This is a genomic window from Amaricoccus sp. B4 (assembly GCF_043226085.1).
GTDB lineage: Bacteria > Pseudomonadota > Alphaproteobacteria > Rhodobacterales > Rhodobacteraceae > Amaricoccus.
The window spans coordinates 680,269-695,480 of the sequence record NZ_CP171225.1 but is presented as its reverse complement, the minus strand read 5'-3'; the positions used below and the strand labels follow the sequence as shown (position 1 = coordinate 695,480).

11 protein-coding genes and 1 tRNA gene are annotated in these 15,212 nt (G+C 66.9%); 3 read left to right on the top strand and 9 right to left on the bottom strand.

Going from position 1 to position 15,212, the window contains the following annotated elements:
* Nucleotides 1-12 precede the first annotated feature (12 nt).
* Nucleotides 13-1,854 (bottom strand): glycerophosphodiester phosphodiesterase family protein, encoded by a 1,842-nt coding sequence (locus ACF66B_RS03285; protein WP_162683128.1) that lies wholly within the window; start codon nt 1,852-1,854, stop codon nt 13-15.
* A gap of 129 nt (nt 1,855-1,983) precedes the next feature.
* On the opposite strand from ACF66B_RS03285, the gene pheS reads away from it, so the two are divergent.
* Nucleotides 1,984-3,078, top strand: coding sequence for a phenylalanine--tRNA ligase subunit alpha (gene pheS / locus ACF66B_RS03280; protein ID WP_392664004.1), 1,095 nt, complete (start codon nt 1,984-1,986; stop codon nt 3,076-3,078).
* 287 nt (nt 3,079-3,365) lie between these two features.
* Entirely contained in the window at nt 3,366-3,557 is a 192-nt protein-coding gene (locus ACF66B_RS03275) for a hypothetical protein (RefSeq protein WP_111428266.1), read from the top strand.
* Here the strand turns inward: ACF66B_RS03275 and ACF66B_RS03270 are convergent.
* The 8 genes from ACF66B_RS03270 to ACF66B_RS03235 all read right to left on the bottom strand — a co-directional run bounded on the left by ACF66B_RS03270 (nt 3,548) and on the right by ACF66B_RS03235 (nt 13,707).
* Nucleotides 3,548-4,711, bottom strand: coding sequence for an AI-2E family transporter (locus ACF66B_RS03270; RefSeq protein ID WP_111428267.1), 1,164 nt, complete (start codon nt 4,709-4,711; stop codon nt 3,548-3,550). The two genes, ACF66B_RS03275 and ACF66B_RS03270, sit on opposite strands and share 10 nt — an antisense overlap.
* A complete protein-coding gene (locus ACF66B_RS03265; RefSeq protein ID WP_111428268.1) occupies nt 4,678-6,594 on the bottom strand; it encodes an acyl-CoA synthetase in 1,917 nt (638 codons plus the stop codon). The genes ACF66B_RS03270 and ACF66B_RS03265 overlap by 34 nt, the downstream gene beginning before the upstream one ends.
* A gap of 125 nt (nt 6,595-6,719) precedes the next feature.
* Entirely contained in the window at nt 6,720-8,504 is a 1,785-nt protein-coding gene (locus ACF66B_RS03260) for an ABC transporter transmembrane domain-containing protein (RefSeq protein WP_111428269.1), read from the bottom strand.
* A 133-nt stretch (nt 8,505-8,637) separates the two neighbouring features.
* Nucleotides 8,638-10,827 (bottom strand): tetratricopeptide repeat protein, encoded by a 2,190-nt coding sequence (locus ACF66B_RS03255; protein WP_111428270.1) that lies wholly within the window; start codon nt 10,825-10,827, stop codon nt 8,638-8,640.
* Nucleotides 10,828-10,950: 123 nt separating this feature from the next.
* Nucleotides 10,951-11,024: transfer RNA gene (locus tag ACF66B_RS03250), tRNA-Gly, on the bottom strand.
* Nucleotides 11,025-11,138: 114 nt separating this feature from the next.
* Nucleotides 11,139-12,098: an NADPH:quinone oxidoreductase family protein gene (locus ACF66B_RS03245; RefSeq protein ID WP_111428271.1), complete on the bottom strand. Its 960-nt coding sequence runs from the start codon at nt 12,096-12,098 to the stop codon at nt 11,139-11,141.
* An 80-nt stretch (nt 12,099-12,178) separates the two neighbouring features.
* Nucleotides 12,179-12,994: a metallophosphoesterase gene (locus ACF66B_RS03240; protein ID WP_111428272.1), complete on the bottom strand. Its 816-nt coding sequence runs from the start codon at nt 12,992-12,994 to the stop codon at nt 12,179-12,181.
* A gap of 23 nt (nt 12,995-13,017) precedes the next feature.
* Nucleotides 13,018-13,707: an HAD hydrolase-like protein gene (locus tag ACF66B_RS03235; protein ID WP_111428917.1), complete on the bottom strand. Its 690-nt coding sequence runs from the start codon at nt 13,705-13,707 to the stop codon at nt 13,018-13,020.
* 140 nt (nt 13,708-13,847) lie between these two features.
* Between ACF66B_RS03235 and glmU the strand changes: the two genes are divergently transcribed.
* The gene (glmU, locus tag ACF66B_RS03230) at nt 13,848-15,212 is read left to right on the top strand and encodes a bifunctional UDP-N-acetylglucosamine diphosphorylase/glucosamine-1-phosphate N-acetyltransferase GlmU (protein WP_111428273.1); all 1,365 of its coding nucleotides are present in this window, start codon (nt 13,848-13,850) and stop codon (nt 15,210-15,212) included.

Sequence of the window (15,212 nt, the reverse complement as noted above, 5' to 3'; positions counted from 1 at the left end):
GCGGTCGCAGGCTCAATCGGTGAGGCCGAGCCTGCTTCCGGCCAGCAGCATCAACCTGTGCACGGGCGACAGCGTTTCATGCCGGGCGATCATCTCGCGGGCGAGCGCCGGGTTGTCGGTGACAAGCCCGTCGAAGCCGCGCGCGATCAGATCCGACATGAGGGCTGCGTCGTTCACCGTCCAGACATAGACCGCCTGGTCTGCGTCATGGGCGCTGCGTAGCAGCGATGTGCGCGCCATTCCCGTGCTGACGGCAAGAAAGTTCGTGTCCATCCGGGTCATGTCGCCGAAGGCGCGCGCGGTCAGCAGGCCGACGGGCCAGTCTGGCCTGAGGGCCTTCATTCGCTCGATCATCGTGCGGCTCATCGACATTATGGCGATGTCGTCCGCCATGCCGGCGGCCTCGATATCGTGCACCACGCTCTCCTCGAGCCTCTGGCTCTGGCCGTAATCCTTGAGTTCGATCAGAAGTCTGGCGCTGCCTTTCGCCACGGAGAGCGCATCGGGCAGCGTCATCAGCCGCTCGGTGGCGAAATCCGGTGCGAACCAGCTCCCGATGTCGATGCCGGCGATATCGTCGGACGTAAGATTGCGTACCTCGATCGGCGTCTTGGCCTGTCGCATCAGGTCGCGGTCATGAATCACGACGACAGTGCCGTCTGCGGCCTCCTGGACATCGATTTCGAGCCAGTCGGCACCGTCGGCGATGCCTTGAAGGAGCGCGGCCCTGGTATTTTCCGGTGCTGCGGTAGCGCCGCCGCGATGGGCAATGACCTGGACATGGTTCTCGAGGCGCAGATCCTCGATCAGGGAGATCGCCCCGCCAGCAGAACCTGCGGCGATGAAGGCCGTTGCTCCGGCGATCAGTGCCCAGCCGATCGGCCGCCGCATGCCGCGCCGGTCGGAGGGCTCAGGCACGCCCGCCTCCGACATGATGAGCGGATCGGCGGCGAGGGCGAGACCGTTGAGGGTCACGGCAAAGGTCGCGTTGACGAAGGCAAGCAGCAGCGCGTGGCTCACGATCCAGACGACCACGCCGAATCCGAGCGCAACGGCCTGACTGCCGGGCGAGGCTTCGAAGAGCGGCAGGACGACATCGCCAAGCGCATAGAGCGCCGAGCCGAGCAGGGCCGTGAGGCCGAAGGACATGGCCCCCCAGACGATGAATGCCTGCAAGATTGCCGGCCGGCGTTTCCGCACGAGGTGAGAGCTGCGCGCGAGCGCCGTCGTCGGGCGGATGCGGGCGAAGAGAATGAGCGGCAGACCGAGCGACCAGCGCAGAAGCCGCCGGAGCAGCATGAATGCTGCCGCAAGCAGCGTCAGCGCAATGAGTGCCGCGGCAGCAAGGAATTCCGGCGGATGGGTCGCAAGATAGTAGTTGATGTCATGGGCGCGCAGAAGGCCCCAAGAGATCAGCGCGGCGAGGCCGACCGCGGGCAGGAGGATCGCGAGCGTCCGCGCCGCGAGCAACAGCCCGAAATAGACCAACACCGGAAGGTGCCGCAGAAGAAACTGCACCGCATGGAGCGCCCCAGCGGGAGCGCCGCGGCGCTCGGCCATGTCGATGGCCATCATCGCGGCCGTTTCGGTCACGAGGATGGCAATGAAGGCCGCGAACACCACAACAAGTGCCAGAAGGCCGAGGGGCGTAAGCAGGAAACCGGCGATGTCGAAATCGGAGATGACGCGGCTGCCCGAGAGATTGATCGCGCTCTGTAGCAGCACGGCGAAGAGAGGCCAGAGCGCAAGCGAACCGAGGGCAGAGGCAGTGATATGGGTCGCAAGATGCCGCGGCCATTCGCTCATGGCGCGCGTGGCGGCGTCATGGTAGTTCCGGAAGCCCTGATGCAGCATGCGCGTTCCTCCCCGACCGTTGGACAGGATTTCTGCCGGTGTTGCAAGGCGGGTGGGCAGGCGGTGCGTGTGCGCCCCTTGCATTCGCGCGCGCCTCTGGTTAGGCGTCTGGCGCGAACGACCCTGACGATGGATGAGGCGGACATGGACGGCATCACCGAGCTGCGCGACAGGTATCTCGGCGCGATCGAGGCGGCCGGAGACGAGGCTGCGCTTGAGGCCGTGCGGCTCTCCGCTCTGGGCAAGAAGGGCGAGGTTTCCGCGCTGATGCGCTCGCTTGGCGGCATGTCCGCCGAAGAGCGCAAGACGGCGGGCCCCGCGCTGAACGCGCTCAAGGACGATCTCAACACGGCGATACTCACCGCCCGGGTCCGCCTCGCCGATGCAGCGCTCGAGGCGCGTCTCGCGACCGAATGGGCGGATGTGACCCTGCCGCCGCGGCCGCGCGCCGAGGGAACCATTCATCCGGTGAGCCAGGTGCGCGATGAGGTCATTGCGATCTTCGCCGATCTCGGTTTCTCGGTGGCCGAAGGCCCGCAGGTCGAGACTGACTGGTACAACTTCGACGCGCTGAACATTCCGGGCCACCATCCGGCGCGGGCCGAGATGGACACGTTCTACATGGCGCGGGCCGAGGGCGACAATCGCCCGCCGCATGTGCTCCGTACCCACACCTCGCCGGTGCAGATCCGGCATATGGAGGCGAATGGCGTCCCCTGTCGGGTGATCGCGCCAGGCCGCGTGTTCCGCGCCGACTACGACCAGACCCACACGCCGATGTTCCATCAGATTGAGGGGCTCGCGATCGATCGCGACATCTCGATGGCCAATCTGAAGTGGGTGCTGGAGGAGTTCTTCTCGGCGTTTTTCGGCACGAGCGTGAAGACCCGCTTCCGCGCCTCGCATTTCCCCTTCACGGAACCCTCGGCGGAGGTCGATATCCAGTGTTCCTGGGTTGGCGGCCAGCTCAAGGTCGGTGAGGGCGATGGCTGGCTCGAGGTGCTGGGCTCCGGCATGGTGCACCCGAATGTCCTGCGTGCCGCAGGCGTCGATCCGGAGCAATGGCAGGGCTTCGCCTTCGGCATGGGGATCGACCGTATCGCGATGCTCAAATACGGCATTCCGGATCTGCGCGCCTTCTTCGACAGCGATCTGCGCTGGCTCCGCCACTACGGTTTTGCCGCGCTCGACATGCCCTCGATTCACGCCGGCGTCAGCCGCTGAAGCCCGTGGGGGCCTGCGATATAGGCGCGCGCCCCTTATCCCTCCATGGCTGACTGATGGGCGGTAAACCGCGCTTGACGTCGCGACATGCTCGCAATGCGCCGTGGCTTGCGATAGTATTGATAGTATCGCGAGAGCTGGCAGGGCCTGTTCTTAACTATTACCGGACAAACCGACCGTATTGGCTGTGTTATCCATTTTTTCATGTTGCATGAATGGCTTGCGGCGTAGGAAGTGGAACCCGGAACGTCTTCTGAGACGGATCCAGCAAGACGGGACCAAACCATATGTATCTTCCTGAAGACAACGATCAGATGTTCGAGATCCTTGTGGATCTTCGGCTCTATGCGGCGATGAATTCGCTGCCTGATCTGGCGGAGGAGCTTGATGATGCGCTGGTCCTGCTTCAGACCGAAATCCGCCGCGCCGATGGCCGCTCCCCCGTCAGCCGGAAACCGCCCGTCACCGATCAGGGCTGAACGGCTTCCTCCGGTTCGCGCTGATTGTCGGGAAGCGTGCCGCGGAGCTGGATCGGATCACCCACCCTGCCATTTCGCGATAGCATGACGGCAACCGGCCGCGTGCTCCGGAAGCTTGCCAGCACGATCAGCAGGCTTGCCATGATCGGCACGCTGAGGATCGCGCCGGGAATGCCCCAGAGCGCCGTCCAGAAGGCGAGCCCGAGCAGGATCATCGTCGGGCTCAGATTGAGCGAATTGCCCATCACATAGGGCTCGAGGATGTTACCGACGAACATCTGCGCCGAAGTCAGCACCACAAGCACCAGTATGACGTTGCCAAGATCGGGGAATTGCAGCGCCGAGAGCAGCACCGGAAACAGAACGCCGACGAATGAGCCGAAATAGGGGATGTAGTTCAAAAGTCCGATCAGGATGGCCCAGAAGGCCGCGAACTCCACGCCCACGATCGTCATCATCGCCCAGCTGATGCCGCCGAGCACGATGTTCACGAAGGTCTTGAGGCCGAGATAGCGGCCGATGCGATCGTTGACCTCCGCAATGATCGCTCGCACGCCCTTCTGGGTGGCCGGATCCTGCACGGCGCGGCGGAGCTTCACACCGAAACTCGCATGCTCGGCGATGAGAAATCCGGAATAGATGAAGACCACGACCGCCAGCGTCACGATCTGGGAGACGGATGACACCGCGGTGCTGATGAGTGGCCGGATCTCGATCTGGTTCAGCACCTGATCGCGGAGCGTGGTCCAGGTCGGTTCCTCCTCGACGCCGAAACGCACGACCACGGCCTGAACGATGCCGAGAAGCCGGTCCTGATAGCGTGGCACGACCGCAGCGACCTGGTTCACGTTGGTGATGATGAGCGAGACCATGGTGGCAAGGGCCGCCCCGATCACCAGCATCGCGATCAGCTGGCGCAGCCAGCCCGGCAGCCGGTGGCCCACAACCGGAAACCGCTCGAGCGCCTGGGCGAGCCCGAGGATGACGTAGGCAACGATGATCGCCATCACGAAGGGCACGATGATCCCGCGCCCCATATAGAGAATCCAGCCACACATGATTGCAAGGCCGAGCACGTGAAATGCAGCCTGCACCGACTGGCGCAGCGCAGCCTGTCTGGTCAGCTCCGAGTCGGGTCCGTCATGTCGCTCCATGCCCAAGGTATAACGAACTCTCCCAGAATATGACCAGCAGCCTCGTCGTCCGCGGCGTCACGTCCATGCGATACGATTGCGACGAGGCCGCGGTGCCGGTCCTCGATCACGTTCTGGATCCGCGCGCCACTGCCGGCTCGTTCCAGGGCCGCGCCGAGCACGCGCTCTATTGCACGGCGCCGGAGATCGGGCTTGAAGATCTTGCCGACCGCCGTCTTCGGCAGCGTCTCCATCACCTCGATATGGCGCGGGATCGCGGCGCGCTCTCCGATGCGGGTGCGGGCGCTCTTGGCGATCTCCTCGATCGGGGTTTGCGCACCCGCGATGAGCTCGACATAGACCGCCGGAACTTCGCCCGAATGCGCGTCAGGCTGTCCGATTGCCCCGGCAAAGGCGACATCGGGATGATGCATGAAGGCATCCTCGATCATCGCGGGATCGATGTTATGGCCGCCCCGGATGATGATTTCCTTTGCGCGGCCGGTGATCCAGATGTAGCCGTCCGCGTCGATCCGCCCCAGATCCCCGGTGCGCAGGTAGCCTTCGGGCGTAAGCGTACCGCGATTTTTCGCCGGATCGGCATAGACCGGGTTGTTGACGCCCGGGCTCCGCACACAGATCTCGCCGACCTCGTCGGTGCCGCATTCGCGCTCGACGCTGCCGTCGGACCGGCAATTCAGGATGCGGACATCCGTATAGGGAAAGGGCAGCCCGACGCTACCGATCTTGCGCGCGCCAAACACCGGGTTGATCGAGACGAGACAGGTCGCCTCGGTCATTCCGTAACCCTCGAGGATCTTCACGCCCGTGGCAGTCTCGAAACGCCGGAAAAGCTCCACGGGCATTGCTGCCGAGCCACTGATTGCTAGCCGGAGCGAAGAAACATCGGCCTTGACCGGGCGCTGCATCAGCGCCGCGGCAGCGGTCGGCACCATGAGCAGAAGCGTTGCCCGGTGCCGCTCGACCAGCGCCCAGAAATTGCCGATAACCCCCTGGCCGCGGTAGCCTTGCGGCGTCGGCAACACCACCTGCGCTCCCGACATCACGGCGGTCATGAACACCGGATAGGCGGCAAAGACATGGAAGAGCGGCAGCGGACACATGAGTGTGTCCTGCTCGGTGATCTCGTGAATGACGCCGCACCAGCCGTTGTAGAGAATGCCGCCGGGCCGGTGGCCGGTGATCTTTGGCAGGCCGGTCGTGCCGCCCGTGTGGAAATAGGCACAGATCGAATCGTCGCGCCGCTCCTCGAAGTCGAGTTTCGTGCCGCTTTGTCGTCTGAGCGCCTTGTGAAAGTCCAGCACCCGGGCGGTGTGACGCCGCTCGACCTTCGGGCGGATGAGAGGCACGATCCAGCGCAAAGGGGCGGGAAGATAGCGGGCGAGATCGACCTCGAGCACTGTCTCGACCCGCGGGGCACGCACGATGGCATCGGCGACGGTCTGCGGCAGATCGGTCTTGGGGAAGGGGGCGAGCGTCACCACCATCTTCGCGCCGCTCTCGCGCAGGATGCCGGCTATGTGCTCCGGTGTGAGCAGAGGATTGACCGGATTGACGATGCCGGCCGTCGCGCCGGCGAGGAGCACTGTGGCGGCCTCGAGCCCGTTGGGCAGAATATAGGCCACCACGTCGTTCGGGCCGATCCCGAGAGCGCGGAAGACGTTGGCGGCGCGGGTCACGTCCTCATGGAGCTGGGACCAGTTGCGGGTAAACGCCGGGTCCTTGGGCCCGACGCGCAACTGGAAGGTCACGGCAGGTCTTTCGGGCACCCGCGCGGCGGTTTCGCTCAACTGTTCGTAGAGCGTCCTGGCGGTCCATTGCTCGGCAAGCGGCATGGCATTTTCGGCGGCGATCTTGTCGGCAAGCGCCGAGATCCTGATCATCGCGTCATCTCCCCCTCGGGCGCCCCCCTGCGCCTGCCGTGCCGGAGGGCACAGCCGCATAAGATAATGCGCATGGGCCGGTTGACCCGCAAGCGGTTCCGCTCGTTAGGGTAATTTTGCCGGGCTCAGGCTGCGCCGTCGGTGAACTGGAGCCGCGCGAGCCGGGCATAGAGCCCGTCCTCGGCCACCAGCGCGCCATGCGTGCCTTCGGCCACGACGCGGCCATCCTGGAAGACGACGATACGGTCGGCGCGCTTCACCGTGGCGAGACGATGCGCGATGATGAGTGTCGTGCGCCCTTCCGCGAGCGTTTCCACCGCCTGCTGAACGGCCCGCTCGCTTTCGGCATCGAGCGCACTCGTTGCTTCGTCGAGGAGCAGGACAGGCGCGTCGCGGAGGATTGCCCGCGCGATGGCAATCCGCTGCTTCTGGCCGCCCGAGAGCATCACTCCGCGCTCGCCGACGAAGGAGTCATAGCCCTCCGGAAGGCGCGAGATGAAATCGTGCGCAGCGGCGGCCTTCGCAGCCGCCTCGACCTCGGCATCGCTTGCCTCGGGTCGCCCGAAACGGATGTTCTCGCGGGCGGAGGTCGCGAAGATCACTGGTTCTTGCGGCACGAGTGCGATCTGGCGCCGGAAATCGGTGCGGGTAAGCGCGCGGAGATCGGTGCCGTCTAGCGTGACCTGACCCGAAACCGGGTCGAAGAACCGCATGAGAAGCTGGAAGACCGTGCTCTTGCCCGCGCCGGAGGGGCCGACGAGCGCCACCGTTTCGCCGGGCCGGATCGAGAGCGAGAGATCGCTCAGCGCCGCGATGTCGGGCCGGGCGGGATAGCGGAATGTCACGTCATCGAAGGTGATCGCGCCGGAAACGCGCGCCGGCAGTGCCGCGGGCTTTTCGGGGTCCGCGACCGCATCGATGGACTGGATGAGTTCGACCATGCGCTCCGTCGCCCCTGCGGCGCGCTGAAGCTCGCCCCAGATCTCCGAGAGCGAGCCGACGGCGCCCGCGACCAGCACGGCATAGATCACGAACTGCACGAGTTCGCCCGGGGTCATCCCGCCGCCGCGGACGTCGCGCGCGCCGATCCAGAGCACGCCGACAACGGAGGTGAAGACGAGAAAGATCACGATTGCGGTCATCACCGAGCGGGTGAAAATGCGTGTCTTTGCAGTCTGATACGCGGCCTCGGTCAAGGCGCCGAACTCGGCGCGGCTCGCCGCTTCATGGGTATAGGCCTGCACCGTCTGGGCCGCGAGCAGGGTCTCGGACGCCTGGGCGCTCGATTCGGCCACACGGTCCTGGTTCTGGCGGGAGAGGGCGCGGAGTTTGCGGCCCAGGGTCAGGATCGGCATCACGACGAGGGGAACGCCGATCAGCACGAGCGCGGTGAGCTTCGGGCTGGTGAAGAAGAGAAGCACGAGGCCGCCCAGGAGGGTGAGCACGTTGCGGAGCGCCACGGAGACCGAGGAGCCGATCACCGAGAGCACCAGCGTCGTGTCGGTGGTGAGCCGGGAGAGCACCTCGCCGGTCATGATCCGCTCGTAGAAGGCGGGGCTCATGCCGATGACGCGGTCGTAGATCGCCTTGCGGATATCGGCCACCACACGCTCGCCCAGCCGGGTCACGAGGTAGTAGCGCATTGCGGTGCCGAGCGCGAGAAGTGCAGCGATTCCAATGGCTGCGGCGAAGTAGAGATCCATCCGGGTGAGGGATTCGGCGAAGAAGCCATCGACGACGCGGCGCACCGCCAGGGGCAGCGTGAGCGAGAGCCCGGCGGTGACGACGAGGGCGGCGAGCGCGCCGAGCGCGAGGAGCCGGTAGGGGCGGATGAAGGGGCCCAGCGCCCTGAGCGGGGAAATGGTTTTCGACTTCGCACGGTCCTGCGCCGCGCTGCTCAATCGTGCCATCACTCCCACCCCGAGGCTGTTTCGCTGGCGACGGTCTAGCAAGCGGCGCGGGCGTGCTCAAGCTGACGAAGGTCGCAAACCGGTGTGTCTGGAATCGATATGGAATCGATATGGATTCCATATGGCAAGTTTTTCACTCGGTCTTTGGCCCCTGCGGCCCCTCCGACGGCCCGAGGGCCGCGAGCTTCGCGGCGACGCGATCACGGTTGCGCCGGCACGTCGCATGGTCGGGCGCCATGTGCGCGGGGTCGAAGACCTCGAGCGCCCGGTCGACACACGCGAGCGCCTCCGCATAGAGCGCGCCGGGATCGCCAGCCGCACGCTCGGCCATCGCCTCGAAGGCGAGGCCGAGGTTCTCCTGCGTCATCGCCCAGTTCACCGGATGGGCGGCGCGGGTGTAAACCTCAAGGGCGGCGCGGTAGGCGGTGACGGCCTCGGCGAGGAGGTCGGTGCCGGCCGCTCCCTCTGTGCGGGCGGCCTGATGGGCGAGGGCGGCGGCGAGGTTGTTCTGTGTCATGGCCCAATCCACCGGATGGTCGCGGCGGGTGTAGACTTCGAGGGCGGCGTGGTAGGTGGTGACGGCCTCGGCGAAGAGGTCGGTGCCCGCCGCTCCCTCCGTGCGGGCGGCCTGTTTGGCGAGAGCAGCGGCGAGGTTGTTCTGTGTCATGGCCCAATCCACCGGATGGTCGGCGCGGGTGCGGACCTCAAGGGCAGCGCGGTAGGAGGTGATAGCTTTAACGAAGAGCTTGATGCCCGGGAGCCCCTCCGTGTGCGCAGCTTGATCGGCTCGCACGTTGCCGAGATTGTTCTGAGTAATTGCCCAGTATCGTGGGTGCTCAATGCGAGTGGCGACTTCGAGAGCTACTTGGTATGCCATTGCGGCTTCTGCGAGGAGGTTAGCTGCTGCCTCGCCTTCGGTGCGAGCAGCTTGGTCGCGAAGGACGTTGGCAAGGTTGTTTTGCGTCGTTGCCCAGAACACGGAGTGATTGACATGCAGAGGGATTTTTAGGATGGCCCGGTATGCAGCCGCGGCTTCGGCGAGGAGAAGCACGCCTGCCTGTCCCTCAGTTCGGGCGGCTTGGCTTCGAAGTGCCATCGCAAGATTATTCTGTGTCTTTGACCAAGCTTCCGGATGCCGCGCATGATTGTAAACTTCGAGCGCGGATCGATAGGCGGTGACAGCTTCGGCCAGAAGATGCGTTGACTCTTCCCCCTCTGTTCGCGCGGCCTGTTCGCGGAGTGCCAAAGCAAGGTTGCTTAGCGTTGTCGCCCACAAGCCAGGATGCTCGGCGCGGGAAGCGATCTCGAGATTCTTACGGCAGGCCGTCGACGCCAGCGACAGGCCTGCTCCGCCGAAACGCAGGCCATGATTGTAAAGGCTGATAGCAAAAGCTTCGCGTGTCCGGGCTTCCTCCCACCGATCGACGCCCGAGAAGAGGCGGGCGCCGGTTTCGAAGGCGGCGGCGGCCTTCGCGGCATCGCCTTGCAGGAGATGGGTCTCGGCCTTCAGGGCGTGGATTTCGGCGAGTTTGCGCAAGGCCGGAAGGGCCTCGTCTTCGGTGCGGAGGCGGAGGGCGTCGTCGAGGCGCGCGTGGGCGGTGTCGAAATCGCCCGCAGCCAGGGCGTCCTCGGCGGCGGCTCGGATATCGGCGATGCGGGCGTCGGAGGCTTCCAGTTCGGCGAGGCGGGCCTTCAGCGCCTTCCACTCGACGGCCTTGTCCTTGAGGTGGCGTTCGAGCTCCGCGACGGGGGCATCCGGGTTGTCATGACCGAAGCGTTGCGCGAGGCTCTCGAGAAGGCTCCGGGGAATTCCATTCTGGGGCTGGGCGACGAGCTCTAGGACGGCAAGCATGCCCTCGCTTGCAAGCTGATCCCGGAAGGCCTTGCCCTCCATTGCGCTCGCGACGCCGGATTGCAGCAACGCGCGGGCATAGGCCTGAGCCTGTTCCGAGAGGCCGATGTCGGCGATGCCGAGGCGGGCGAGGAGGTGGTCGGTCGCGGCGGTTTCGTATTTGCCACTTTTCAGCAGGCCCCGGAAGATCTCGCGCTCGATCGGCACGCCGCCTGCGTTCAGGGCGAGGAAGTCTTCCATCCGGGCGATGTCGGGATCTTCGCGGGCGCGGGCGGCCCAGTCGGTGCGGACGGTGGCCTGGGCGGCGGCAACACGCCTGCGGTCCGCGCCCATTGCGCGAAGGCAGCCGATGGCGGTGACCGCGAGTTCGCCGGCGGCCGTGGTGGCGGCGAGGCCCGCCCCGCCGACCCCGAGGCTGCAGGCGACGAGGCCGATGCAGAGGGCGCTGGCTTCCTTGAGAAAGTCCGTCATCGTGAAATGTGCCCGGCTGCCAATGCCGGGCAGGTTAACGCGGGGCGATCAGAATGCAACGGGGGCGCGCCTCGCCGCACTTCTTCAGCGAGTCGCGGGGGCGGGATTCGGCAGGGAGGAAGGTGGAGCGGGTGATGGGAATCGAACCCACGTATTCAGCTTGGAAGGCTGCTGCTCTACCATTGAGCTACACCCGCATGAGCGTCTTGCTAGGACATTCCGTGCCGGAGGTCAACGCGCTGGCGGCAGGAGATGGGCTGAGCGCGGCAGGCTTTCCGCGAGGCCGGTTGCGGCCGGCCCCGCGGGGCGGATCAGGCGACGCTGAGGACGACCTTGCCGGTGGCCTTGCGGCTCCGCAGGAGCTCGAGCGCTTCTTCGGCGCGTTCGAGCGGCAGGACATTGGAGATGTGCGGGCGCAGGCGGCCTTCCTCGTACCAGGTGAAGAGCTGGCGGAAGCTCTCGGTCAGCACCGAGGGGCGGAGGGTCGCGTAGGCGCCCCAGTAGAGCCCGTGGACGGTGAGGTTCTTCACCAGCAGGATGTTGGCCGGGATCTGCGGCACGGTGCCGGAGGCAAAGCCCACCGGCAGCAGGCGGGCCTCGGGCTTGCAGGCGCGGAGCGCGGCCTCGAACTGCTCGCCGCCGACGGGGTCATAGACCACATCGGCACCGCCGAGCGCCTTCACCTCGGCGCGGATGTCGCCCTCGCTGTCGAAGGCGTGATGCGCGCCGGCGTCGATCGCGATGCGGCCCTTTGCCGCGCCGCGGGCGACCGCGATCACCGTCGCGCCCATGAGCCGGCCGATCTCGACGGCGGTGAGGCCGACGCCGCCCGAGGCGCCGAGGACGAGCAGGGTCTCGCCGGGCTGGAGCCGGGCGCGGTAGTCGAGCGCCACATGGCTCGTGCCGTAGGCGATGAGGAAGCCCGCGACCTCGGTGTCGGGCATCCCTTCGGGCACCTCGACGCAGCGGTTGGCCGGGACGGTGGCGTATTCCGCGAAGCCGCCGGCGCCGCCGTAGCAGGCGACGCGGGTGCCGGTGACGGGGCCGGTCACGCCCTCGCCGAGCGCCTCGATGGTGCCGCAGAGCTCGAGGCCGGGGGTGAAGGGCGGCTCGAGGCGTTCCTGGTAGCGGCCCTGGACCAGCAGGGTGTCGGCGAAGTTCACCCCGCAGGCATGGACGCGCAGCAGCACCTCGCCCGGTCCCGGCATCGGCCGGGGCAGATCCACGAGCTCAAGGGGGGTATCGAAAGCCTTCACCTGCATCGCCCGCATCGGGGTCTCCTCGCGTCTGGACCTGTCGGCCCCCGCGCATATCAGACCGGCCGGGGCCGCGGAAGGGGCGCGGGCGCCGCTCAGGCGGTGTCGGGATCCCAGGCGTGGATCTCGGCGGGCTGGACGGCGTGGTGGTCGAGGAAGTTCTCCTGATGGACGACGACGCCGTCCGGCCCGGCGAGCACGACGCCGATCTGGCCCGGCCCCTCGAGCCGCGGCACGGTGTCCATGGGCCCGTGGAGCTGGGGGTAGATGCTGTAGGTGTTGCCCGAGATCGTGGTGAAGGGGATGCCGCCGCAGACCCCGGAGGTCGACATGTGGACATGGCCGGAGATCACCTGGCGCACGTCGCCATGGGCGCGGAGTGCTGCGAGGAAGGGCTCGCGATCGGCAAGGCAGATCGCATCGGTCGGCACGCCGAGCGGGCAGATCGAGTGGTGGAGCACGACGATCACGCCGCGCCCTGCGGCCTCCGACAGCCGGGCGCGGAGCCAGTCGAGCTGTTCGGGGGTGAGCACGCCCTCGTCGGTGGTGTCGCCGAGGCTGTCGAGCACGATCACCCGGATGCAGCCCGCGTCGATCACGCTGTCGACGCAACCCGAGGCCGCCGCCAGCGAGGGGCCGAAGGCCTCGAGGAAGACCGGGCGGTTGTCATGGTTGCCGAGCGTGAGGTGGAAGGGCAGCTCGAGATGGGCGAGCTTGCCGGCGAGGCGCTCGTAGGAGGGGCGGTCGCCATCATCGACGAGGTCGCCCGCGAAGACGCAGAAGGCGGCGTCGGCGTGGCGGGTGTTCACATGGTCGATGGCGCGGGCGAGACGGTCGGCGGTGTCGATGCCGCGGCTGAGCCGGCCGCGGGGAACGATGTGCAAATCCGATATGACAATGAATTTCAGCATGTTGAATAGCCTTGAATGGGGGACTATCCGGCGCGGCGGCGGCGCGGGATCATGGCTTCCAGAAGGCCGGGCAGGTCGTCGTAGCGGGCAAGCATGGCCTCGGGGGCAAGCCGCGCGACGCCCGCGCCCTCGGGCCCGAAGCCCACGAGGATGCAGGGCAGGCCCGCGCGGCGGGCGGTTTCGCGATCGGTTTCGGTATCGCCGATCAGCACGGCCCCCTCGGGGCGGCCGCCGGCGCGGGCGATGGTCTCGAAGAGATGCTGCGGATCGGGCTTGCGCACCGGCAGGCTGTCGGCGCCGAGGGTTGCGCGGAAGCGTGGCGCGATGCCGAGCTCGGCGAGCAGCGCCTCGGCCAGCGCGACCGGCTTGTTGGTGCAGACCGCGAGGATCCAGTCTTCGGCCGCGAGCCGGTCGAGCGCGGCTTCGACGCCCGGATAGAGCCGGGTCTCGCGGCAGAGCCCGGTGCGGTAATGCTCCAGCAGCCGGGGGTAGAGCGCCTCGATCACCGCATCCGCGCCGCCGTCCGGGGCGGGAAGGCGGGCAAGGCCCGCGCGCAGCATGGCGCGGCCGCCGCGAAAGGCCGTATGCGCATCCGCCACGGCCTCGAGCGGCGTACCGAAGCCGCCCTCGCCGAGGGCCGCGTTTGCCGCCGCGATCAGGTCGGCGGAGGTGTCCGCGAGCGTTCCGTCAAGGTCGAATACGGCTGTACGCATGCCACTCTCCAGATACAGAAGGCCGCCTTTCTCTTGCCCGATCGCGGCAACCTTTTGAAACACATTCTGATGCGGGGTAGCCTTTTTCCCGCCGGAGCGGGCTGCTATGTCCCGGAGACCGACTTACCCGGAGGATGCGCATGCCCACTGCCGTTGTCGTTCTGGCCGCCGGACAGGGAACACGGATGAATTCCGACCTGCCCAAGGTCCTGCACAGCCTCGCGGGCGCGCCGCTCGTCGCCCATGCGATGCGCGCGGCGGATGCGATCGAGCGCGAGCGCCTGGTGGTGGTCACCGGCCATGGCGGCGTGGATGTCGAGGCGGCGGTGGCCGAGATCGACGACACCGTGCTCTTCGCCCGGCAGGAGGACCAGCGCGGCACGGCGCATGCGGTGCGGGCGGCCGAGGCGGCGCTCGAAGGCTTCTCCGGGGACGTGATCGTGCTCTATGGCGATACGCCGCTGATCCGGCCCGAGACGCTCGAGGCGATGCTCGCGGCGCGGGCGGACGGGGCCGACGTGGTGGTTCTGGGCTTTCAGGCCGCGGATCCGACGGGCTATGGCCGGCTGGTTCTGGACCTCGATGGCTCGCTCATCGCGATTGTCGAGGAGAGGGATGCAACGCCCGCCGAGCGGGAAATCTCGCTTTGCAATTCCGGTGTGATTGCAGCCGATTGCGCGACGCTCTTCGAGCTTCTTGGCGCGGTGCGGAACGACAATGCAAAGGGCGAGTTCTACCTCACCGACGTGGTGAGCCTCGCGCGGGGGCGCGGGCTCAAGGCGGCGGTGATCGCCTGTGAGGAGGCCGAGACGCTCGGGGTGAATTCGCGCGCCGATCTCGCCGCGGCGGAGGCGGCCTTCCAGGCGCGTGCACGGGCGGAGGCGCTCGAGACCGGCATCACGCTGAGCGATCCCGGCTCTGTCTGGTTCTCGCTCGACACCGTGATCGGGCGGGATGTGGAGATCGGGCCCTCGGTGGTGTTCGGGCCGGGGGTGACGGTTGAATCCGGCGCGGTGATCCGCGCCTTCTGCCATCTCGAGGGCTGTCATGTGAGCCGGGGCGCGACCGTCGGACCCTTCGCGCGGCTCCGGCCCGGCGCCGAGCTGGCCGAGGACACGCATATCGGCAACTTCGTCGAGATCAAGAACGCGGTGGTGGACGCGGGCGCCAAGGTGAACCACCTGAGCTACATCGGCGATGCGCATGTGGGGGCGGCAACGAATATCGGCGCCGGCACCATCACCTGCAATTACGACGGTGTCTTCAAGCACCACACCGAGATCGGGCCGCGGGTCTTCGTCGGCTCGAACACCGCGCTCGTGGCACCGGTGACGGTAGGGGCGGATGCGATGATCGGGGCGGGCTCGATCGTGACCTCGGATGTGCCCTCGGGCGCCCTTGCGGTGGCGCGCGCGCGGCAGGCGAACAAGCCCGGGCTCGGTGCGCGGCTCATGGAGCGGCTCCGGGCGGCCAAGGCGGCGAAACGCGCCGGGGAGGCGAGCTGA

Excerpts from the sequence above, each read along its gene's own strand:
- ACF66B_RS03285 (WP_162683128.1), bottom strand. The coding sequence starts at position 1,854 with ATGCTGCATCAGGGCTTCCGGAACTACCATGACGCCGCCACGCGCGCC.
- pheS (WP_392664004.1), top strand. The coding sequence starts at position 1,984 with ATGGATGAGGCGGACATGGACGGCATCACCGAGCTGCGCGACAGGTAT.
- ACF66B_RS03275 (WP_111428266.1), top strand. The coding sequence starts at position 3,366 with ATGTATCTTCCTGAAGACAACGATCAGATGTTCGAGATCCTTGTGGAT.
- ACF66B_RS03270 (WP_111428267.1), bottom strand. The coding sequence starts at position 4,711 with ATGGAGCGACATGACGGACCCGACTCGGAGCTGACCAGACAGGCTGCG.
- ACF66B_RS03265 (WP_111428268.1), bottom strand. The coding sequence starts at position 6,594 with ATGATCAGGATCTCGGCGCTTGCCGACAAGATCGCCGCCGAAAATGCC.
- ACF66B_RS03260 (WP_111428269.1), bottom strand. The coding sequence starts at position 8,504 with ATGGCACGATTGAGCAGCGCGGCGCAGGACCGTGCGAAGTCGAAAACC.
- ACF66B_RS03255 (WP_111428270.1), bottom strand. The coding sequence starts at position 10,827 with ATGACGGACTTTCTCAAGGAAGCCAGCGCCCTCTGCATCGGCCTCGTC.
- ACF66B_RS03245 (WP_111428271.1), bottom strand. The coding sequence starts at position 12,098 with ATGCGGGCGATGCAGGTGAAGGCTTTCGATACCCCCCTTGAGCTCGTG.
- ACF66B_RS03240 (WP_111428272.1), bottom strand. The coding sequence starts at position 12,994 with ATGCTGAAATTCATTGTCATATCGGATTTGCACATCGTTCCCCGCGGC.
- ACF66B_RS03235 (WP_111428917.1), bottom strand. The coding sequence starts at position 13,707 with ATGCGTACAGCCGTATTCGACCTTGACGGAACGCTCGCGGACACCTCC.
- glmU (WP_111428273.1), top strand. The coding sequence starts at position 13,848 with ATGCCCACTGCCGTTGTCGTTCTGGCCGCCGGACAGGGAACACGGATG.